The 20,415-nt window shown below is 46.9% G+C and carries 19 protein-coding genes; 8 read left to right on the top strand and 11 right to left on the bottom strand.

The window, feature by feature from the left end; genetic code table 11:
* Nucleotides 1–3: 3 nt before the first annotated feature.
* The 3 genes from QEN32_RS11295 to QEN32_RS11285 form a co-directional block, all read right to left on the bottom strand.
* On the bottom strand, nucleotides 4–1,560 hold the full coding sequence (locus QEN32_RS11295) for a PhoPQ-activated pathogenicity-related family protein (RefSeq protein ID WP_265322122.1): 1,557 nt from the start codon (nucleotides 1,558–1,560) through the stop codon (nucleotides 4–6).
* 69 nt (nucleotides 1,561–1,629) lie between these two features.
* Nucleotides 1,630–2,871 (bottom strand): MFS transporter, encoded by a 1,242-nt coding sequence (locus QEN32_RS11290; RefSeq protein ID WP_001095730.1) that lies wholly within the window; start codon nucleotides 2,869–2,871, stop codon nucleotides 1,630–1,632.
* Nucleotides 2,861–4,369 (bottom strand): FAD-dependent oxidoreductase, encoded by a 1,509-nt coding sequence (locus QEN32_RS11285; RefSeq protein ID WP_000199413.1) that lies wholly within the window; start codon nucleotides 4,367–4,369, stop codon nucleotides 2,861–2,863. Before QEN32_RS11285 ends, QEN32_RS11290 begins: the two co-directional genes overlap by 11 nt.
* Nucleotides 4,370–4,413: 44 nt before the next feature.
* Here QEN32_RS11285 and QEN32_RS11280 point away from each other — a divergent pair, with 44 nt between their 5' ends.
* Both QEN32_RS11280 and QEN32_RS11275 read left to right on the top strand, forming a co-directional pair.
* Nucleotides 4,414–4,902: a MarR family winged helix-turn-helix transcriptional regulator gene (locus tag QEN32_RS11280; RefSeq protein ID WP_265322121.1), complete on the top strand. Its 489-nt coding sequence runs from the start codon at nucleotides 4,414–4,416 to the stop codon at nucleotides 4,900–4,902.
* 192 nt (nucleotides 4,903–5,094) lie between these two features.
* Nucleotides 5,095–6,168: an S-adenosylmethionine:tRNA ribosyltransferase-isomerase gene (locus QEN32_RS11275; protein ID WP_000954681.1), complete on the top strand. Its 1,074-nt coding sequence runs from the start codon at nucleotides 5,095–5,097 to the stop codon at nucleotides 6,166–6,168.
* 57 nt (nucleotides 6,169–6,225) lie between these two features.
* On the opposite strand, the gene QEN32_RS11270 is transcribed toward QEN32_RS11275, so the two are convergent.
* The 5 genes from QEN32_RS11270 to QEN32_RS11250 all read right to left on the bottom strand — a co-directional run bounded on the left by QEN32_RS11270 (nucleotide 6,226) and on the right by QEN32_RS11250 (nucleotide 8,466).
* Nucleotides 6,226–6,615, bottom strand: coding sequence for a RidA family protein (locus QEN32_RS11270; protein WP_000194089.1), 390 nt, complete (start codon nucleotides 6,613–6,615; stop codon nucleotides 6,226–6,228).
* A 170-nt stretch (nucleotides 6,616–6,785) separates the two neighbouring features.
* Complete coding sequence (locus tag QEN32_RS11265; protein WP_000221345.1) at nucleotides 6,786–7,070, bottom strand: type II toxin-antitoxin system RelE/ParE family toxin; 285 nt, start codon at nucleotides 7,068–7,070, stop codon at nucleotides 6,786–6,788.
* A complete protein-coding gene (locus QEN32_RS11260) occupies nucleotides 7,060–7,308 on the bottom strand; it encodes a type II toxin-antitoxin system Phd/YefM family antitoxin (RefSeq protein ID WP_000885424.1) in 249 nt (82 codons plus the stop codon). The genes QEN32_RS11265 and QEN32_RS11260 overlap by 11 nt, the downstream gene beginning before the upstream one ends.
* 412 nt (nucleotides 7,309–7,720) lie before the next feature.
* Complete coding sequence (locus QEN32_RS11255; RefSeq protein ID WP_000418733.1) at nucleotides 7,721–8,074, bottom strand: hypothetical protein; 354 nt, start codon at nucleotides 8,072–8,074, stop codon at nucleotides 7,721–7,723.
* Nucleotides 8,075–8,076: 2 nt separating this feature from the next.
* A complete protein-coding gene (locus tag QEN32_RS11250) occupies nucleotides 8,077–8,466 on the bottom strand; it encodes a hypothetical protein (protein ID WP_001044696.1) in 390 nt (129 codons plus the stop codon).
* Nucleotides 8,467–9,156: 690 nt separating this feature from the next.
* Between QEN32_RS11250 and QEN32_RS11245 the strand changes: the two genes are divergently transcribed.
* Nucleotides 9,157–9,474, top strand: coding sequence for a DUF1493 family protein (locus tag QEN32_RS11245; protein WP_109187489.1), 318 nt, complete (start codon nucleotides 9,157–9,159; stop codon nucleotides 9,472–9,474).
* Between the two features lie 277 nt (nucleotides 9,475–9,751).
* On the opposite strand, the gene QEN32_RS11240 is transcribed toward QEN32_RS11245, so the two are convergent.
* Nucleotides 9,752–9,940, bottom strand: a complete 189-nt coding sequence (locus tag QEN32_RS11240; RefSeq protein WP_265322120.1) for a DUF29 domain-containing protein — start codon at nucleotides 9,938–9,940, stop codon at nucleotides 9,752–9,754.
* Nucleotides 9,941–10,341: 401 nt separating this feature from the next.
* Between QEN32_RS11240 and QEN32_RS11235 the strand changes: the two genes are divergently transcribed.
* Complete coding sequence (locus QEN32_RS11235; RefSeq protein ID WP_265322119.1) at nucleotides 10,342–11,250, top strand: LysR family transcriptional regulator; 909 nt, start codon at nucleotides 10,342–10,344, stop codon at nucleotides 11,248–11,250.
* A gap of 173 nt (nucleotides 11,251–11,423) precedes the next feature.
* Nucleotides 11,424–12,404 (top strand): nitronate monooxygenase, encoded by a 981-nt coding sequence (locus tag QEN32_RS11230; protein WP_265322118.1) that lies wholly within the window; start codon nucleotides 11,424–11,426, stop codon nucleotides 12,402–12,404.
* Between the two features lie 254 nt (nucleotides 12,405–12,658).
* Here QEN32_RS11230 and QEN32_RS11225 read toward each other — a convergent pair whose 3' ends face one another.
* Nucleotides 12,659–14,125: a hypothetical protein gene (locus QEN32_RS11225; protein ID WP_080212792.1), complete on the bottom strand. Its 1,467-nt coding sequence runs from the start codon at nucleotides 14,123–14,125 to the stop codon at nucleotides 12,659–12,661.
* A 257-nt stretch (nucleotides 14,126–14,382) separates the two neighbouring features.
* On the opposite strand from QEN32_RS11225, the gene QEN32_RS11220 reads away from it, so the two are divergent.
* From QEN32_RS11220 to QEN32_RS11210, 3 genes are all read left to right on the top strand, one after another.
* Nucleotides 14,383–15,390 carry a LacI family DNA-binding transcriptional regulator gene (locus QEN32_RS11220; RefSeq protein WP_000201071.1) on the top strand — a complete coding sequence of 336 codons (1,008 nt, stop codon included), beginning with the start codon at nucleotides 14,383–14,385 and terminating at the stop codon, nucleotides 15,388–15,390.
* Nucleotides 15,391–15,533: 143 nt separating this feature from the next.
* On the top strand, nucleotides 15,534–16,985 hold the full coding sequence (gene nhaC / locus QEN32_RS11215) for a Na+/H+ antiporter NhaC (RefSeq protein WP_001276631.1): 1,452 nt from the start codon (nucleotides 15,534–15,536) through the stop codon (nucleotides 16,983–16,985).
* Nucleotides 16,986–16,997: 12 nt separating this feature from the next.
* Nucleotides 16,998–18,200, top strand: a complete 1,203-nt coding sequence (locus QEN32_RS11210; RefSeq protein WP_038389928.1) for a MalY/PatB family protein — start codon at nucleotides 16,998–17,000, stop codon at nucleotides 18,198–18,200.
* A 113-nt stretch (nucleotides 18,201–18,313) separates the two neighbouring features.
* Here QEN32_RS11210 and glgX read toward each other — a convergent pair whose 3' ends face one another.
* On the bottom strand, nucleotides 18,314–20,389 hold the full coding sequence (gene glgX / locus QEN32_RS11205) for a glycogen debranching protein GlgX (protein WP_265322116.1): 2,076 nt from the start codon (nucleotides 20,387–20,389) through the stop codon (nucleotides 18,314–18,316).
* Nucleotides 20,390–20,415 lie beyond the last annotated feature (26 nt).

Raw genomic sequence — 20,415 nt, 5'->3', positions numbered from 1 at the left:
AATTCAATCGGGGCTATCGTTTTCCCCTAATCCACGCCCCGGTAACGTTTGACATGCGGCGTTAACGGAAGGTGGTGCTGTCTGTGGGTATTTTTCATCGGGCGTAATATAAACCTGACTCGTGGCGACATAGCCATCATTAAAAGTGGCTTCGATATAGGTAGCTTCCCAACCTGTCTTCGGTTCATTTAACGTAATACTGATCTTATTGTTGGCGGGAATATCTATTGTAAGCGGCTTATAGCGGATGCCACAGGCATAACGGAAATCACGCGCATTTGGATTGTTGGCTGTCCAGCGAACGACTTTTACCGGCGCTTCTGAGAAATAGACCGTAAGAAGATGGTGGTGAATAAGGCCGATCAACTGTGGTAATGTTTTTTTACTTTGAAACCTATTAATAAAAGGAACGAGGCTTTCTTCAGCGAACTGGTTAATTGAGTAGTGGTTCATATTAGGCACTATACGTAATGATTTTACGCCAGGAAGTTTGCTATAATAAAAGCGAGTATTGTCTGGTACGAAAAAATCATCGCCGCTTGCATTAATAATATATTTCGGTATTGCAAGGCGGGGTTGATAAATAGTGTTGAGATATCTTAGCGGATCTATTATTTGCCTTAGCTGGGTAAATGTGGGGGATTTTATTTTCTCATCTATGCCTTGCTGGTAGTAGGGGTAGAATGTAATGGGCCAATTTCCACCGTATGATTGATAAATATGCTCAAGTGAAGCATCAATATCAAGTAGATCAATGGCGAAGGGAACAATTGCCTCAACATCAGGATCGGCGATAGCTGACAACCAGGTGGTCCACCCACGCTTTGAAATACCTGTAATGATAAAGGAATTTATATTCCATTGCGTTAACTCCTTTTTTGCTAATCTCATCGCTTGCGATAGGGCAGTGACCATAGGAATATTTAAAGGCATTAACTCACGTTTCTCCGGCGCTTCCATAAATAATGCCCAGCTTCGGGAAACGCTCTCGTCCTCTTTCAGTGGTTTTTTATCATCCTGAAAGGTTAAATATTGGTTAGGTATATCACTCACTGATATTACGATGGTATTCGTATCACGGGAGATGCTTGCCAGTGTTTCCTGGGGGAAATCACCGGGTTTACCAGTGATTTGTACGCCTTTTTCATAATTAATTCCGTTGTTTACAACCACCAAAGCATGGTGCTCTTTTGCCGTTTCAGGGATATAAATATCAACGTTATGTCGCCATTGCGCAGGGGTTACCATGTCATCTGGCGACCAGTGTTGCGATAATAATTCATAGTGTCTGACTACCACCTGTGCTAATGGAGCTATATTAATCAAGGTATATTTTAGCGGTGTGCCTGAAATCTGCTCCCGGTAGTCGGGGAGAACATGAGACAAATCACACTCCGGGCTGTTTCGACAAAAGAAGATGTTGTTATGAAGTAGTGTATAAACTTTTGTAGAAATAAAAAACAGTACAATAACAACGAGATATATTTTTTTCATGCTTTCCCCGCGCTTTACAAGGGCAAATGCCAACCAGCATAATTTCCATAAATACCTCTTAAACATTCAATATAAGTACAATACTTTTGATAAATAACGGAAGAAGGGAACAATAATATTTGTGACGCTGTCACATTATTCTGTTTCTGGTTTCACTATTAGCACTGAACTTTTTGAAAGATAAATCATTGCCGTCACCAGACCAATAATGGCGACAGAGATAGCTATACCGATCCAGACGCCGTACAGGGCATACCCCAGGACCAATCCGCCCAATACGGGGGATATAAAATCAGCGATTGCGATTAATGCCTGTGCCGTTCCGATGACGATACCTTGTCGGGCAGGCGATACATGGACGGACAAGGCGGCAAGATAAGTGGGTTTGGCTAGCGCATCAGCGATGCTAATACAAACGATAGCAAAAATAAGCACTGGTATGGTCGTGGCGATACCCGCAGTGAGAAATCCAGTACAAAGAAGGGCGAAGATGAGGATAATTAGCTTTCGCTCCGAAAAATATTGGCTCACCCAACCTAACAGAAATAGCTGAACGAAAATATTAATAACCCCGTCCGCCATTAACAGGTAGCTTAACGCTTTTGGCCCAAAGGGAAGCCCATTCCAGATGAAGGTGTCAGAAAGAAAAACAGGTAATTGTGAAGAGTACATGCCATAGGCGAAGAAATGACAAAGCATTACGATGATTAAGACGCGAAGGACTGGCATCTTTAAAATAGCGCGGGCAGAGAACGACGCTATTTTATCTGTGGTACGTGATGTTGTGGAAGGGTCTTTTAACCCCCAAATCGCGACCAGGGCAGACCCAAGGACAAGTATAAAGGCGGCGTAGATCGGCGCGCCCAGACTGATACGCGATAGCCACCCGGAAACGCCTGCCCCGACAATACCGCCTAAACCAATGCAGCCTGTGAGGATACCGATTGCCTGACGCCGATTTCTGACATGCGTACAATCGGCAATATAGGCTGCGGCGGCTGACAAATTCCCGGCGCTAATGCCAAAAAGCGTGCGGGCGAGCAGGATAAACAGGATACATTGCGCGTTGGCGAGTAATAGTAGACTTATCGCCGCAATAGCCAGCGTGACAATCAGTATTCGCTTGCGGCCAACGCGATCGGAAAGGTGGCCAATCAGGGGCGCTGCACAAAATTGGCTAAAAGCCTCAGTGGCGATGATGATTCCAATGATAAGCGGCGAACCGCCCATCTCGCGGATATAAAAAGGCAGTACCGACATCACAGCCGCTGTACTGGCGGCGTAAAGGCCGACAAGCAGGAAAACAGGCAAAATACGCCGCTTGTTGAGCGGGGTGATAGTTTCGCTGTCGGTGTTCTCATAGACATTAGTATTCATCTTTAATCCCTATGGCAAAACGAGAGAGATAATTTTCAATATCGTTGCTCTGTTTGCTGTGAAAGAATGCGCCGACATAGCCATCGGGTCGGATCAGCACGCATTGACCCGGCGCCAGATGATAGGATTCCCGGAAGTGCCCCAGGGTATCGATGAGCTCGTCCTGCTCGCCAATGTGATGAATACGCAGTCCTCGCCGCGCATCGATGACCTTACCGTGGGTTTCGTAGGCCAACAGATTCCAGTCCGGACCTTGTAGTAACTGAAATAATCGTAATGATTGGCCGCCGGCGCCCAAAAGAGGAGCATCCGGAGCTCTTTCTCCCGCTTGTAACCCATGCTGACGTTCGGGCAACGTGTGGGCTAAGGGGGAGTTGGTATACTGGATGTCAAGTTGTTGAACGTCGCGTTCTCGTTTGATGCCACCCTGTTTTTGAGAGTCAAGTAATCGGGTAGAAAGGTGGAGCAGTGATTCGGCTACCGGGCGGCGTTCCTGTTCATAGCTATCGAGAAGCTCTTCTCCTGCGCCCCGCAGCGAGGCTGCCATTTTCCATCCCAGGTTATAGGCATCCTGGATGCTGGTATTTAACCCTTGCCCACCCGTCGGCGGATGCACATGAGCGGCATCACCGGCTAAAAATACCTTACCCACACGGTAATGTTCCGCTATGCGCGCATTCATCTGGTACTTCGATACCCAGGGAATCGAATGGATGCGAACATCCGTCCGCCCGATTCGTTCAGTAAGAAAAGCCGTGAGCACGTCGGCTGAGAAATTCTGCGAGTCGTCCGGGGCCAACAATGCCTGGATTTGAAAGAGCTGCGTACCGGCGAGAGGGCAAATCGTTATCATCCGCGCCATATCGCCATCGTTAAAATGGTGCCATACATCCCGGTTCAGACCGGAAAGTGAAGCGTCAGCCACAAGCGCATGGATTCCCAACGTACGGCCGGGAAAGCTGACGCCTAATTTTTTTCTGACAAAGCTTCCGCCGCCATCCGCGCCTATCAAATAATGCGCGATGATGACCTCTTCTCCAGCCGGCCCGGCAACATACGCGGTGACCGTGCGTGGGGTTTGCGCAAAATGTCGTAACTCGCAGCCGAACTCCACCCGATGTCCCCATGCTTTTAATTGCTCGCGCATAATCGTTTCTGTCACGTTCTGTGGAACCATCAATGGCAGATGGTAGGGTTCGGCGTGGGTCGGTTTTGTATGATGCGCAATATCTGAATCTACATAGCTTCCGTCGTGACGGTAGGTTCGTAGTCGGGGATAGAGCCCGCCGGCGGCGACCACTTTATTGAGTATTCCAAGATCCTCGAAGATTTCTTGCGTTCGCGGCTGAATACCTTTACCGCGGGAGCCGATAAAAGGCGTCGTTCTTTTCTCAATCAGGCGAAATGAGACCCCGTGACGCGCCAGTTCGATGGCTAAAGTAAGCCCGGTAACGCCAGCGCCGCAGATCAGTACATCTGTAGTGGTGTATCTTGTCATCGTCTCTCCGATATGTGTATTATGCACATAAGAGGAGACATGCTATGTCAGAAAATAAAAATGTGCAAGATACACATATTTCCGAGCAAATGAAGGCGCTTCACGGTGCGTTGATTCGCGTGGTGAGCGCGCTTAACCGGCCTTGTAATGATGAGAAATTAATTGCAGAGGCGGGGATACAACTCGATCGTGCGCTATTTTCGATCCTTATTAGTATCGAACGTTTAGGGCCGATTGGCGTTGTTGAGTTAGCCGAACGTGCCGGTCGTGATTATACGACTGTGAGCCGACAGGTCGCCAAACTGGAGAAGCTGGGATTGATAATACGGCAACATAATGCCATCGATCGTCGTATACGCGAGGCCGTTATTTCCCGGACAGGAAAGGCGATGACGGAGCGTATAGACGCTGCGCGAGAGCAAATGGGCAAAGTTGTTTTTAAAGACTGGCCTCAGGATGAACTTGATGTCTTTGTTCGGTTAATGCAAAAGTTTGCCGATGCAATGGATAGCGATGCTTCAATGCCGGAATAAGCAAAAGAAAAGGGCGGTCAAATCCGATCGTCCAGCTTAATATCGGTATCTGACATTGATTAAATAGCCAGCAAAGTAAATATAATAACAACATTTATCGAGTTAATTTTTATCCTTTGAAAGCCCAACGTATACTGCAGAATACGGCTATATAACAATCGCCGTATCAATGGTTTTTCAAAGGGTAAATATATGCTTACCGAAAAATATGATTTTCGCATTACCGATCAGATGACTATCCCACTCAGACCTCATTGGATAGCCAATGATTTATACAGGGAAAAGTGTAAAATGCTTGTCCTCAACCGGAGTAAAGGGGAAATTCATAAGGTAGACTTTAGTAAAGTAACAGATTATATCAAAGAAGGTGATGTAATCTGTTTTAACGACAGTACTATAATAAACCATATGTTTATCTGTAAAACAAGACAGAATAGGTTAATTAAAATTGTTTTAGAGGGATTTTTACCAAATAATAGAGTAATTATTTCCGGACTTTTAAAAGAAAGGCTTAACGCGAATGATGTTTTCTCTTTGATTGATAACCCTGAAATTTCCATTAAGATAGAGCAAAGGTTTAGCGAGGAGAGCCAGTACCGGGCCGTCGTGGAAAATCATGAGGCCTTAATTTGCTATTTAGCCAGTCATGGTGAGCGTCTTGATGAGTATGTGGACTCCAGCTTGTTTTATAAATATCCAGATGCTTACCGTTCCGTTTTTTCTAAAAAGTATGGCTCTTTGGAAATACCTTCTGCCGGCATTCATTTTACCTGGGATCTTATCCAAAGAATCAAAGATAAAGGTGGGTTAATATCCTTCATCACTTTACATGTTGCATCAACAGAAATGTTGTCCAACAGAAAAATACAAACAAAATGTGTAGAGGAAGTGACTATCAACGAAGAATACTACGAGGTTCCACAAGCTACAGCGGATATCATTAATACTGCGAAGCAAAATGGCGGACGTATTTTTGCCGTAGGAACTACCGTTACACGATGTCTGGAATCTGCGTATTCGAGAGAGCACAATTGCCTAAAAGCAAGTTCTGGCTGGACTGCGCTTTATATACATCCAGGTTATCAACTTAAAGTGGTTGACTGCCTGCTAACGAACTTACATCAGCCAAAAACGACGCATATGGTGTTAACTGGTCAGTTTGCTGGGGTTGATCTACTCATGAAGGCCTATGCCTCAGAAGATATCCAGTCATGTCAGTTCGATATGTTTGGTGATTGCATGTTAATCATACAGGATGTAGGGTAGGGGTGAATAAAATAAAACCGGTACACATAATGCTACCGGTTTTACCGAGAATAAGCATCAGGGGATTCGGGCAATAACCTTTATTTCGAAATCAAAGCCGGCCAGCCAGGTAACGCCAACAGCGGTCCAGTTAGGATAAGGGGGATGGGCAAATATCTCCTGTTTCACCGCCATCACGTCGTTAAGTTGTTGCTCTGGATCGGTATGGAAGGTGGTGACATCCACTATGTCATCGAATGTGCATCCTGCTGCAGTCAGTGTTGCTTTCAGGTTTTCAAAAGCAAGCCTCACTTGTTTTTGAAAATCAGGCTCCGGCGTGCCGTCTGTGTGACTGCCTACCTGGCCTGAAACAAACAGTAAATCACCAGAACGGATGGCTGCGGAATACCCATGTTCCTCATACAGAGAATGGCGGTCGGCAGGAAAAACCGCGATACGTTGCGTCATAATGTTATCCTCAGATAGCGTAAACACTCCGGGCGGGAATAAAATGAATGTCACATACACAACGTAGGCCATAGTTTCATATACGTGGCATATGTCAAGGTGCCGTCACATAAAAGAACTGAGCCTGTTTGTCGTATCGTTTGACGGGAAAGAGAGTATTTCCTGAGTGATTAGCTTCTGTGTCGTGTCACTTTGTAGACGGCATCATTTTCACGCTTTCCAACACCAATGACAGTTACCGTGATAATTTCATCTTCGACGCTGTACACCAGTCTGTATCCTGCACCACGCAGCTTAATTTTGTACTGATCCTTTCTTCCATGTAATTGAGAAGCCGGAACCCGAGGGTTTTCAAGCCGTTCCCTTAGCTTTTTTTTAAACTGTTCCTGTATGGTATGACCCAGTTTTTTCCACTCTTTTAGTGCTGATTCGTTAAATGCCAGCTTATAAGTCATCAATGTTGACCTCAATGACGCGTTCATTCGCACGCTCATCGATAATACGACCGAGTTCTTCATCCTCAAGAATATCCATAAGATGAGCATAAAGTGCCGGAGGCACACAGTAGAAAGCCGGTTCATTACGGTTAAGAATGGCAACTGGAGCGCCATCTCCGGCATTGAAAGTTCCCATTGGATCACGTTTCAGTTCTGTAATGCTTGCTGCAGTAGTCGTTAAAATTTGAAATGCCATAATTTACCTCCTGGTTGATGACTAAATATAGCACCTTTAATAGTACTAATAAAAGCATCCTTCACGAAGGGGATTCAGCTCCAGCCCGGTCAGTGATGCGGGCAGCTGACGGTTTTTTCAAGGCTAAGTTCAGATGTCCAGAACCTCGCTTAGAGCGTCCACATTATGTGAGTAAGATCACACTCGGAAGTGACGGACAGAGATACCCAGGCGCAGCGCGGCCATCTGGGTGCTCAGGACACTGGTCGACAAACCTGGACAAAAATGGCTACAAATAGGCATTAGCATTGGGCCTCTACAATTTAAATGCGCATAATGTACGGCTGTTGAAAAGGCCGCTGCGAAAATCGGATCCCGCAACGGCCTTTTTAGCATAACGTCATTGGGCGAACCAATTGCTATTTTCCAATACCTAATCACCCCTGGAATGATAATAATAAAGATATGCCAATCCAACTGGAGCGATAAATATTGAAAATATCCAACATAAGCACATTGTGATGACCTTAGCCATTAACATCACTATCGCATTGATGAAGAAGACATTTTCACCCATTATGAACGAAACAACCTGCTCATATACGAATCTTGCATATGGATAAAGTAACGCATTGATAACAAAGAATATTACATTACCCACCTTCATCCCAGAAGGATTCTGCATAGAGATGTAAATAAAGAATGTTGAAATTATCGCGCCAAAAATGAAATGGCGAATATAATAACTTGCTTTTAAACCCCCTAAAGTTTTTCGGAATAACTCCATATTTAATAAGCTCCCTTTTCCTTTGCGAGGATTAAAACACCTTCGGTATAAGAGTAACCATATCCGTAACCATATCCACCTCTGCCGGTTCCATTGTTGATAGACCCTGAGTCATATTTAAATCCCCAGTTTCCGGACGTTACTGGCGTTATGCTAATAACTTCAAATCCGTCTTGGTTGAGCTTATCTACTGTGCGTGTAATATCTTCATTCAATCTTTCACCATCAACCTGGCAATCTGACCATCCTTCCTGTACTACCTCTTTTTTGCGGATTTTTTCCTCAATATCAATAAATCCAAGAAATCGTTTTGTATTTCCGGTGGGAACTTTGACCGTTACCTCTTTGTAGATAGGTTGGAAGTAGCTTGGTACATACACGGTTTTGTTCATAATTTACCCTTTCCTTGTGTTTAAAAATCACCCAACCAAGAACATTTAGTGTTGGTAATACTGCACGTTTGTCTCATTCCTGAGGCTGTTAATTTTTTTACACCTCTCCAGACATCGCTTTTTTCATAAATCTTTTGTACTAGTGGTGTATGATTCTCGTGTATCAGGTGCAGATTTACCAATAGCAGCAGGATGATATAGTGAAGTGGCGAATATAATAACTTGTTTTTAAACTCCCTAAGGTTTTTCGGAAAAACTCCATGTTTAATAATTATCTACTGCGCGTGTAATATCTTCATTCAATCTTTCGCCATCAACCTATATAATCTGCATATACTGACCCTATGCGGAAACGTATTGGCTGCAGAAAATAGCCGGCATCGGCACGGTGTCGGAAACACATCCGGAAGGGGTAACTATGCGAACTCCGCTGTTCGCTCAACGATTTCCTGGAGCCGATCACAGGTGGAGTAGGGAAGAACAGCGTCATTAAGGCGGAGTTCTTTAAGACCATCCGGGTAGTGCCAGACCTCGATATACTTCCCGATAGCCCTCATCATGTACCAAAGGCTGATTCAGCCTCACCAAAGCGGAGGTGCATCAGGTGACCGATAGCATCATCAATAAAAACAAGCAGGCAGCATTTCGGCGCTCGTCCTTCAAACGCATTGCCAGAGGAAGCGATAAAATATGGTAAGTGATATTCTTGAACAGCGGATTTATGAACTGGTAAGAAGCCATGATGGAATTTACCTTTTTAAGAAAAAAGAACTGACACCGTCAACAGATTTGGATTCAGATCTACGGTTGGAAGATGATGAAGCACTGGAATTGATGGATGATTTTTTTACGACATTCAATGTAGATAAAGGGAATTTCTCGCTCACAACATACTATCCGCCAGAACCACCGCTAAAGCATTTGCTTAATCCGTTTCGCAAAAACGATATTCCTCAGGTGCCGGAGTTCACGATAGGTATGCTCATTGCGTCTGCCAGAGCTGGTTGACTGATTCACGCTGGGGACTGCTTTTCGCTTTCCGCCATTATGATGCGCATAATGTATATTATGTTAAATGCACCAGAACATTTAAAAGACATGTTAAGGCGGCTGGATTCGTGCATGTCAAAAAACTTCTGGCCCATAAGTTTGATCCCTTCCCTGCCGTGACGCTGCGCGAATTCTGTTGATTTGCACCCGCTATCCTGCACACGATTTCACGCAGCACACGCCGCGCAGGCATAAAAAAACCGGCCATTGTGACCGATTCGTCAATGTCAGTGTGTCAGTCCGGGATGAAATCGTCGCGCAGCGCATCAGCGAGCACCCACGGCATTTCAGACGGAAAACTCTTTTCACGCGCTGCAGATAACATGGCATCGCCGTAGGACTCAACAGCCATTTCCGACAGTTCCCGTTTTAATAACGGGCTTTTTTCCAGACGACGGGCAATTTTCCTGCGCTGCGCTGACATGGGCTAAAAAATTAATGGGAACCTCATTTCACAAGGTTTGATTATTCACTGTCTGCCAATGTCTTGCATTCACACTCGCCACCTACACTGGCGGCGGTCAAACATAATCGGCTCGTATTTTAACGTCGCGCCTGGCATGACCTGCACATGCGTAACCGTATCGCCTGGCCTGTTTGTTTTTGTATACAACGCCGCCGAACATCCAAAAAGGTTGCGAAGAATTGGTAGCGATTTTACAAATGGCATGTCTTACCTCAATCACCCGGTAAAAGTCATATATCGATAGCAGTATGTTACTCCAGATGAAACAAGCAGCTCAGAAAGGGATATGTTCCAGCAGACAGGAATGTTATAAGGAGCTTCCCCCTTCGACACAAATAATGGTTGAGGACTGAGAACAGATGCAGCTGAATATGCTGGAAGCCATGAATATTTATGTCAATGTGGTAGAGCAAGGGAGCTTTATCCGCGCGGCGGAGGTGCTTGAGCTGCACCGCCCTGCTGTTACCCGCGCCGTTCAGAATCTGGAACATGATCTGGGCGTTAAGCTCCTGCATCGTACAACACGACAGGTCAGTATGACGGATGAAGGGGAAAAGTTTTACCAGCGTTGCCTGTCGCTCTTAAGCGAGCTGGACGACGTCCGGCGATTATTTTCCAGCACGCAACCGCCGAAAGGCCGCCTGCGCCTTGACGTCCCTATTACGCTCGCCCGGGCAGTCATCATTCCGGCTCTTGGAGATTTTCAGAACCGATACCCGGATATTGAGATTGTACTTGGCACGTCCGATCGCAAGATTGATTTGATTGCCGAGCGTGTGGACTGCGTCATCCGACTTGGTGAGCTTAATGACTCCAGTTTTGTTGCCAGACGTCTGGGAACGGCAGCCATGGTGACCTGTGCTGCGCCATCTTATCTTGCGAAGCATGGCACGCCGCACTCTATCGATGAGCTGATGAAGTCCCACCGGGCTGTAAATTTTTTCAGTAATCACAGCCTGCAGATAATGGAGTGGAAATTCACGGTTGATGGCAGTATCGCGTCAATAAAAATTCCCTCCAGCATCCTGGTAGACAATTCAGAAGCGTTTCTTTCATGCGGACTGGCGGGGTTGGGTGTTCTACACGGATTGCGTCCGTCTCTTGCACCCTTTATTGCCAGTGGAGAGCTGACAGAGATCCTCACTGATTTCCCGCCCCCGCCAAAACCGGTTTCACTGCTTTACCCGGATCGTCGGTATCTGGCACCTAAAGTCCGCGTATTCATCGACTGGCTGTGCGAGGTTTTTGGTCCGGATGCACATCTCTGATAACGCTCTTTCGTGCATATCCGACCTGACTATTGTTACTTTATCAGTAATTCTGTTTTAAAGATTGGATGGTTTTTCGTAACAATAAAGAGGCTTAAGATCTTCTTCAGATTAATTAACTACCACAGCTGCCTAAAAGGCTGGCTGAAAATTTGTTCGAAGGAGATCACGTCATGAAGTACAACCGTATCTGCCAGATCCTGGGTATCGAAAAACCTGTTATACAAGGCCCACTGTCCTGGCTTACCGATGCAAGACTGGTTGCAGCCGTAAGCAACGCCGGTGGTTTGGGTGTGCTTGGCCCAAATGCGGGCTTAACAGCGGAAACTGCTGTATCAACGCCTGAAGAAACAGCAGAAAAAATGCGTGAAGAAATTCGTAAAACCAAAAAACTTACCGAAAAACCATTCGGGGTGAACCTTATTCCAACCCCTGAAAACGACATCTGGACTCCGCCTATCCTACAGGTAATAAAGGAAGAGGGAGTAAAAGCTGTTGTTTATACCGGTTACGGAGACGGAGCTATTATCACTTCGCTGTTTAATGAACTAAAAGCGTCGGGTATTGCAATTATTTACCGCGATATTAATCCGACACCTGAAAATACACGTTTAGCGGAAAAAGCCGGCGCCGACATTATTGTTGCAACAGGTTTTGATGAAGGTGGCACATTGCCTGGCACCGCGCTTGGCACCTTTTCGATCGTGCCGCTGATTGCGGACTCGGTGCAAAGTGTTCCCGTCATGGCTGCAGGCGGGATTGCCGATAGCCGTACCGCCCGTGCTGCCCATGCGCTGGGAGCAGAGGGTGTCTTTGCTGGTTCGGTGTTTATTGGGACAGAAGAAAGCCGTGTGCCGCAGTCAGTAAAGGATAAAATCATTAATGCTAACGGCCTGGATTTGCTGCTTTTCCGTACCCTGCCAGATTACTACCGCTCACTGCCTGGCAAGCTGGCTGACAAGCTCGTGTCGATGGATAAAGGTGGTGCAAGCAATGAAGAACTGGCCCAGACGATGGGAGGTTTACGCGGGTTGCGTATCGGCATGCTGGAAGGTAATACAGATGAAGGATACATTGCGCTAGGCACGGGCATCGGAAATATCCGCAGCATCAAGAGCGTAGCTGAGGTCGTGAACGAGCTGGCTATTTGTTAAGGGCAGTACTGACTGCAAAAGCAATCGAACTTTGCGAAACGGCCTGGCGCGCAGCGGCCCTCTGACACAAGATGTGGTAGTGTTTTCAGACATTGAAAGGCCATAGGATGTATTCCTCCCCTACCCTGTGACTACCGGCTCACCACCGGACAAGCCGCTGTGCTTATCAGCAAAGCCGAAATGATTGTTTGAGTAACTTTACGACAATTGCTTCAAAAACTGACTTCCGCTACCAGACGGTATACACAGTATGACTATTTCTTTTTATATGCCCCATACAAAAGCGATACGGGTGTTTTTTCTAATATCTGGATTTCATTTTTATGTGCTTTATGTTCACTAAAAATATCTGCCAGACTTTTACCTCCAAAGGCCAGGCCAATTCCCGTTGCTGCTGCTGAAAGTAATGTCAATTGCGGCATGGCAAGTGAAGCTATACCTAACGTGGCTGTTCCTGCAAAAATTAATCCAGATGAGATCTTTTTTTTCTTTGAATTCTTAATGGCTGATTCATGCGACTTTCCATACTCTTCGACCACATTGATTAAATGTTTTGAAAAATTATCTGCCGCATCTTGCATTTGATCTGGTGTTTTTCCTTGCAAGTCATGCCTTGAGATTCTTAGTTCATGCCTTAAGGATTCCAGTTGACCTCTTTCTCTAATCTTTTTTAATTCCAGATCGGAAAGCGCAGTAAGGAATTTTACTTCCGCGGCTGAAAGGCCCATTGTAATCGCTTGCTCTTCAGAAGAAAGAGGATTTAATTTACCATAATCCTTGACCAACTGCTCCGTAGTCCATTCATGTAAAAACATATGGTTACTATAAATAACCGGATCAATGCCTAATAGTGTTGCCGATAATTGAGTTGATCGTTGTGCATAAATTGCACCTTCAACCTTACCCAGTAAGGTTGCTATAGCTGACGGCAGATCGTAATCCAGAAGATCTACCTCTCTTGTTGTAAAACTCTTTAAATCTGTATCGTAAACCCAGACTTCTTTTTCGATGTTATTGAAATTATTAAGCAATGTTTTTAATAATTCTTTATTTGTTAGGATCTTCTGGAATGTTTCTTCATTTCTCCCAAAGTGCTCAAGAAACGCTAAATAAGTAGCGTAATCCATTTTTCTATCTTTAAAAAAGAGCTGGCTTAGAAAAGCGGCAGATTGTTCATGATTGCGTTCTTTATCAAAATCCAGTAATTCAGGAACGATTAGAAAAATTGGATAATCATCATCAATAGTCATAAATGGGATGGCGCGAAATAGATTGGAAACATGTTCAAGTAATACCAACCTGCGCATGCGGACATAACTATTATCTGGTGGCAATGACAAAAATGAATGCAGAGAGCTAAGAGAAGGAAAATGTAATGGATCAACCATTATGATGCTATCAAAATAAATCCCCAGAGATCTAAGATGATTAGATATGTTATAACCAAAGCGTTGAATCGGAAGTAATAATCGATAACTTTTAGACGCCCGCACTTCTGTTATAAGCGCCGCGGCGTGAGTATCCCAAAATTTATTTAGCAACACGATTAGGTTTGTAAGTTGATTATCTAACTCGGGAGAGCCAATTAGCTCTTTCAGGATGAATCTACGTAATTCTTTTAGTTCTAAATTTCTGAATGCATATTTATATTTTTCAGAAAAAGCGTTTTCCATCAATAAAACATATTCATTCTGTATGCTTTTTGTAATACTACTCATCATCTATCTCCGAACCACCACGCAACGATTTCCCAGTGTAGTGGTTCTTATCATGTGTATATTGTTAGTCATGTTATCGTAGAAAATTCAGTGATCAATAACTCATTGAGGTAGCTACTAAAATTTGCAGTTACCAGGATTTAGGATGATTTTAAAAATGTTTATAAATTCAGGCTGCGCCGCAGTGATTGCACTGATTTCCACGTAACATGATAATCAATGGCTTTGATACCCTTTAAACGAACAAATATGAGCTTAACATGGCGACAATAAAGGATGTTGCATCTTTGGCCGGTGTATCAACCGCGACTGTATCACGTGTCATTAACCAGACCGCGTGGGTTGAACCCGTCACGCGCGAACGTGTAGAGAAAGCCATGCGCGATCTCAATTATCGCCGGAATGCCGCCGCTATCGCGCTGGCGAAACGTAGCGGCGATATGCTCGGATTGTTAACCGGCAATCTGGCTGATCCTTTTTTTGCCCACCTTGCTCGCGGCGTAGAAGATGTTTCTCGTAAGCAGCAGTATCGCTTGATGGTATGTAGCGGCGGCCACGATGAAGAAATGGAAAAAGCGGGACTGGATTTTCTGGTTAATCAAGGCTGTGAGGCTATTGTTGTACACGCCAGCCGATTACCGGATAAAGAGCTGCTGCGCTACGCAGCCCACTTTCCAGCGCTGGTTGTTGTTAATCGTTATATCGCCGGTATGGCCAACCGGTGTATCTGGCTGGAAAATCGCAGCGCCGCCAGGGAAGCGACCCGATATCTCCTGGCGAACGGGCATCGGCGCATTGCCTGTGTGACATCTGACTTGCCAATTATTGATCGTCAGGAACGCCTTGATGGTTACCGTGAGGCGCTGGAAGAATATGGTATTTCTCCAGACCCTCGCTGGGTGATTAGCGTTCCGTTTAACGAAGAAGGCGGCGAGCGGGCCGCGCATCAACTTATTAATAGCGGGCTTCCCCTTACGGCAGCGGTCACGTTTAACGATGTGATGGCCGCTGGCATTATGCGTATTCTTCATCAACGCGGCGTTCAGCTTCCGCAACAGCTCTCTATTGTCGGCTTTGATGATGTGGTGCTGGCCCGGTATCTTTATCCGGCGTTAACAACAATGCATTATCCGGTCGAACAAATGGCGCGTTGTGCCGCGCAACTGGCGATACAGTTATACCAGGGCATTACGCCGCCGCCCAGCAGCAATCATTTCAATGCCGAACTGGTGATCCGCGATTCTGTCGCGCCCTATTTTTCACGATGAATGCGTCGTCAACAGTAAAAACTGTGATGACTATCAAATTAACCCTTCTCATGTAATCGGTTACATGGACGAAAGTAATGGATCACAGTAGTGAGAAGCGTATCCCCCTACCCTTGAGCTACCTTACTGACCGGAGCTCCATTATGAGTGCATCACAAAACAAGAAGAAAACGCTGTCATTGGGTTTAGCGCTAATCCCAGTCATCTCCATGTTGTTATTGTTGATTATCGGTTACGGCATCATGGGGCTACGTATCGAACCGCTCCTTCTGTGCTCTGCGGCGGTAGCGGCAGGCATTGCATGGTGGCAAGGATACTGTTGGGAAGACATCATCAACTCAGTGGTGGATAAGCTGGCTAAAGCAATGCCGGTTATCATGATCCTGATCTGCGTGGGTGGTTTGATTGGCACCTGGATGTTTAGTGGCACCATTCCCTACATGGTGTACTGGGGGCTAAAACTCATAAGCCCGGAATATATTTTGATTGCAGCCTTCTTTTTAACCAGCGTGGTCTCCGTCTGTACCGGTACATCGTGGGGATCCGCCGGGACGGTTGGCGTTGCGTTAATGGGGGTTGCCGCCGGGCTGGACGTGTCTCTTGCAGCAGCAGCTGGCGCCGTCGTTTCTGGCGCTTATTTCGGCGACAAAATCTCACCGTTGTCCGACTCGACTAACTTTGCCGCGATTGTCGCAGACACTACTCTGTTTGAGCATATTCAGCATTTACTTTGGACGACCCTGCCAAGTTTCCTGCTTGCCGCCGTGGTTTATCTTATCGCCGGACACAGTAATATGCTGGGCGAGGTGGCCACGCCGCAGCGCGTTACGGACATCATCCACTCGCTGGAGTCGCTATACCATTTTAATATTGTTCTTATTTTGCCGCCGGTGATCGTACTGTGGGGCGCAATTCGCAAGAAGCCTGTCATCCCATTAATGTTAAGCGCCTGCGTACTTGCCTTGTTCCTCGGCGTCATCATGCAGGGACTGAGCATCAAACAGGGACTGGACGCTTTCATTGATGGATTTGATATCGCCATGTTCCCACAAGGCGCAGAAGGTGTCGTGGCCGATGTTCCGCGCCTGCTAAACCGGGGCGGAATGTTCTCGATGATGGGAACAATACTGTTAGTTTTCTGCGCTTTTTCATTTGCCGGAGCGCTAACGTTAACCGGCGCGTTAACGATCATCATTAACCGACTGCTGACCATTATTCATAGCGTTGGTCAACTCATTGCCGCCACTATCGGCACCACAATTTTGGTCACAGGAGCGACCAGCGACGGTAAACTGGCATTGTTAGTTCCCGCCGAACTGTTTAAAGATGCCTATCGTCGTATGGGGCTGGATACTAAAAACCTTTCACGGACGATAGAAGATGCCGGTACTGTTATCGAACCTCTCCTGCCGTGGACCTCGGCTGGCGTCTACATGGCGACCACGCTGGGCGTTAGCACGCTTGATCTTCTGCCCTGGGCTATCCAGTGCTATGCGGCAATCTTCTTCGCATTAATTTATGGTTTTAGCGGAATTGGTATTGCCAGAACTGCCTCCGCCTCAGAAAAGTCGCCGCAATCGTCAGTGACGGAATAATAAGGAAACAAGATGGATTTTAACCAGATTATCAATCGCAACAATACTGGTTCGGTAAAGTGGGATTTTATTGAGCGTCACTTTGGCGATGGCGCAGGGAAACTGCTGCCGATGTGGGTTTCTGATTTCGATTTTGCCTGCCCGCCTGAGGTTCAGGCGGCATTGCATCAGCGAATCGAGCACGGCGTATTTGGCTATAGTGAACGTGATGAGGCCTATTTTAACGCCCTGCTTCACTGGTTTTCGTCACGCCACCAGCTCACGTTAAAACAGGAATGGGTATGCAGCGTGGAAGGCGTCGTACCAGGGTTGGCGCTCTTAGTGCAAATGTTGACGCATCCAGGCGACGGCGTAGTGGTACAGGGACCATACTATGGCTCCTTCGCCAAAATAATCACGCTTAATGGTAGAAAACTGCTGGAGAATCCCCTTAGCGAGTCGCCGGACGATGGCTACCAGATGGATTTTTGCCAACTGGAAAGGCTGTTTCGCCATGAGCGCCCTCCGCTGATGATTTTGTGTAATCCACATAATCCAACCGGGCGTTGCTGGTCGGCCAACGAGCTGGAGCAACTGCTTTTATTATGTGAAGCTTATGATGTCACTCTCATCTCGGATGAAATATGGGCCGATCTATTGCTGCCCGGCGAAACCTTTACCTCGGTACTGCATTTAGGGGAGCGCTGGCATAAACGGGTCATCTCCGCCACTGCGGCCAGCAAAACGTTTGGCTTATCGTCGTTGCGAATTTCTAATTTTCTCATTCCCGATCCTACGCTTCGCCAGCGTTTCCTGTCTCGTCTGGACGCTCATGGGCTGGATGTCTTTAACGCCCTCTCCGTTCAGGCGGCGACTACCGCATGGAATGAAAGCAGACAGTGGCTGGATTCGCTACTGGATTACCTGGCGGAAAACCGCCGCTGGTTTGTTGAACAGGCGACAGAGCACCTTCCCTGGGCAAGAATTGTCCCGGCGCAGGGAACCTATTTATTATGGATGGATTGTAAAAAACTGGGACTGGATGACGAACAGCTAAAATGGGTGATGGCGGATGTCGCGGGTATTGCTCCTTCAATGGGCAGCAGCTTTGGCCCGGCGGGCAGCGGATTTATCCGTTTAAATCTGGGATGTCCACGTACCTACCTTGAAATGGCAATAGACGGCCTGAAGCGAATATCGGTGAAGACAATCAAAGGAATACCAACAGGCGGATGAATTTTTCGGGCGGTAAACTGACACCGGTGTTATTTCTGCGGCATGATATCGCCTGAGCGCCAGTAAAAAAACCGGCCATCAAGGCCGGTTGGGTCCGGAGCGCAGTTTTACTATCAGGGGCGTCTGAATAATACGATGCTGCGCCCGGCCAGATCGAAATCCATTTCTTCGGTAATCCGCATTCCCTGCTGCGCGTTATCGGCAGTCGTCAGTTCAAGTACCCAGCCGCCTTCTCCCCACATCGGAATACGGAACGGTACGCTGCCTTCAAACGGATTGAAAAGCAGTAAGGCGTCATGCCAGATCCCCGCTTCCGGCTGTAGATCGGGTCGACTAATGCATACGCCTATCGTCGATCCCTCATCCCATTGTTCGGATTGCTGCGCCCCTCCGCCGGCGTTAAACCAGCGGATCTCCAGACCGTCACGCCAGCTCTCCCGGCGCAGCAACGGTTGCGTGGCGCGCAGTTGAATCAGATGACGGGTAAACTCTCGTAGCGCATTGGCGGTTTCCGGCAAATTATCCCAGTGGACCCACGATATTTCACTGTCCTGACAGTAGCCATTGTTATTGCCCATCTGACTGCGGCCAAACTCATCGCCCGCTAATAACATCGGCGTGCCGTGCGAGAAAAGCAAGGTGGTCAGGAAATTGCGTTTCTGTTGCTCGCGTATCGCATTGATGCCCTCGTCGTCGGTTGGCCCTTCTGCGCCATAGTTACAGGAGCGGTTATCATTATGCCCGTCATTATTATCTTCGCCATTGGCTTCATTATGTTTGTCGTTATAAGACACCAGATCGTTCAGCGTGAAGCCGTCATGGGCAGTAATAAAGTTAACGCTTGACCAGGGGCGACGGCCGCGCAAATCATAGAGATCGCCGGAACCCAGCAGGCGTGCGGCGAAATCATTTGTGACGTTGTCACCTTTCCAGTATTCGCGTACCGTATCGCGGTATTTATCATTCCATTCGCCCCACCCTGGTGGAAAGCCGCCAACCTGATAGCCGCCCGGTCCGATATCCCAGGGTTCGCCAATCAGTTTCAGTTTTGCCAGCACCGGGTCTTGCGTTACCGCATCAAAAAAGCCGCCTCTCTGATCAAAGCCTTCCGGCTCACGACCAAGAATGGTGCCCAAATCAAAACGAAAGCCGTCGACATGCATTGTCTCCGCCCAATAGCGAAGGGAATCCATCACCATTTGCAGTACCCGTGGATGAGAGGTATTGACGGTATTACCTGTCCCTGTATCGTTAATGTAATAGCGATGCTGATCGGGCATGGTGCGATAGTAAGAGAAGTTATCGATACCTTTAAATGATAGCGTGGGGCCAAGCTCATTCCCTTCTGCCGTATGGTTATAGACCACATCCAGTATCACTTCGATGCCGGCATCATGGAAAGCGCGCACCATATCGCGGAATCCCTGAATACCTTTTGGACCATAGTAGCGCGTCGCCGGCGCAAAAAAGCCAAGCGAGTTGTATCCCCAGAAATTTTTCAGTCCTTTATCGAGCAGATGCTGATCGTCCGGAAACCAGTGAACGGGTAAAAGCTCGACGGAGGTAATACCCAGACTTTTAATGTAATCCACGCTGGCTTTATGCCCCATGCCCTCAAACGTACCGCGTATAGGCTCAGGGATCGCGGAATTAAGCTGGGTAAAGCCTTTTACATGCGTTTCATAAATAATGGCGTTCGACCACGGTATGGAAGGCCGTTGTCTATCCTCCCAATTCGCCTCAGCCGGATCAATCACCCGGCATTTAGGCGTAAATGGCGCGCTATCCTGGTCATCAAAGGTCAAATCTTTATCGTCATGAAGTAATTGATATGCGAAATGCGCATCGTTCCACTGAATATCGCCCACCAGCTCACGGGCATAAGGGTCAATAAGCAGCTTATTGGGGTTAAAACGATGACCATTTTCCGGGTCATAAGGACCGTAAACGCGGTACCCATACAGCGCGCCGGGCTGCAACTTCGGGACATAGCCGTGCCATATTTCGTCGGTATATTCCGGTAACTCCAGACGAGCGATTTCATGCTCCCCGCTCGGATCGTAAAGGCAAAGCTCGACGCGTTCCGCATGGGCGGAAAAAATAGCGAAATTCACACCTTCGCCGTCATAATTTGCGCCAAGCGTATGGTTGTATCCTGATCTGATTTCAAAAGCCCTGTTTGTTGTCATTCTCTTTCTCCACCCACGGTAAACGT

It is taken from the genome of Salmonella sp. SA14318, assembly GCF_029866905.1.
Classification (GTDB): Bacteria; Pseudomonadota; Gammaproteobacteria; order Enterobacterales; family Enterobacteriaceae; genus Salmonella; species Salmonella enterica.
This window is presented reverse-complemented; position numbering and strand designations above follow the sequence as displayed.

Bases quoted from the DNA above. Each gene is read 5' to 3' on its own strand.
- QEN32_RS11225 (WP_080212792.1), bottom strand. From the start codon at position 14,125: ATGATGAGTAGTATTACAAAAAGCATACAGAATGAATATGTTTTATTG.
- QEN32_RS11260 (WP_000885424.1), bottom strand. From the start codon at position 7,308: ATGGCATTTCAAATTTTAACGACTACTGCAGCAAGCATTACAGAACTG.
- QEN32_RS11270 (WP_000194089.1), bottom strand. From the start codon at position 6,615: ATGACGCAACGTATCGCGGTTTTTCCTGCCGACCGCCATTCTCTGTAT.
- QEN32_RS11250 (WP_001044696.1), bottom strand. From the start codon at position 8,466: ATGAACAAAACCGTGTATGTACCAAGCTACTTCCAACCTATCTACAAA.
- QEN32_RS11290 (WP_001095730.1), bottom strand. From the start codon at position 2,871: ATGAATACTAATGTCTATGAGAACACCGACAGCGAAACTATCACCCCG.
- QEN32_RS11280 (WP_265322121.1), top strand. From the start codon at position 4,414: ATGTCAGAAAATAAAAATGTGCAAGATACACATATTTCCGAGCAAATG.
- nhaC (WP_001276631.1), top strand. From the start codon at position 15,534: ATGAGTGCATCACAAAACAAGAAGAAAACGCTGTCATTGGGTTTAGCG.
- QEN32_RS11265 (WP_000221345.1), bottom strand. From the start codon at position 7,070: ATGACTTATAAGCTGGCATTTAACGAATCAGCACTAAAAGAGTGGAAA.
- glgX (WP_265322116.1), bottom strand. From the start codon at position 20,389: ATGACAACAAACAGGGCTTTTGAAATCAGATCAGGATACAACCATACG.
- QEN32_RS11235 (WP_265322119.1), top strand. From the start codon at position 10,342: ATGCAGCTGAATATGCTGGAAGCCATGAATATTTATGTCAATGTGGTA.
- QEN32_RS11240 (WP_265322120.1), bottom strand. From the start codon at position 9,940: ATGTCAGCGCAGCGCAGGAAAATTGCCCGTCGTCTGGAAAAAAGCCCG.
- QEN32_RS11245 (WP_109187489.1), top strand. From the start codon at position 9,157: ATGGTAAGTGATATTCTTGAACAGCGGATTTATGAACTGGTAAGAAGC.
- QEN32_RS11275 (WP_000954681.1), top strand. From the start codon at position 5,095: ATGCTTACCGAAAAATATGATTTTCGCATTACCGATCAGATGACTATC.
- QEN32_RS11220 (WP_000201071.1), top strand. From the start codon at position 14,383: ATGGCGACAATAAAGGATGTTGCATCTTTGGCCGGTGTATCAACCGCG.
- QEN32_RS11255 (WP_000418733.1), bottom strand. From the start codon at position 8,074: ATGGAGTTATTCCGAAAAACTTTAGGGGGTTTAAAAGCAAGTTATTAT.
- QEN32_RS11285 (WP_000199413.1), bottom strand. From the start codon at position 4,369: ATGACAAGATACACCACTACAGATGTACTGATCTGCGGCGCTGGCGTT.
- QEN32_RS11230 (WP_265322118.1), top strand. From the start codon at position 11,424: ATGAAGTACAACCGTATCTGCCAGATCCTGGGTATCGAAAAACCTGTT.
- QEN32_RS11210 (WP_038389928.1), top strand. From the start codon at position 16,998: ATGGATTTTAACCAGATTATCAATCGCAACAATACTGGTTCGGTAAAG.
- QEN32_RS11295 (WP_265322122.1), bottom strand. From the start codon at position 1,560: ATGTTTAAGAGGTATTTATGGAAATTATGCTGGTTGGCATTTGCCCTT.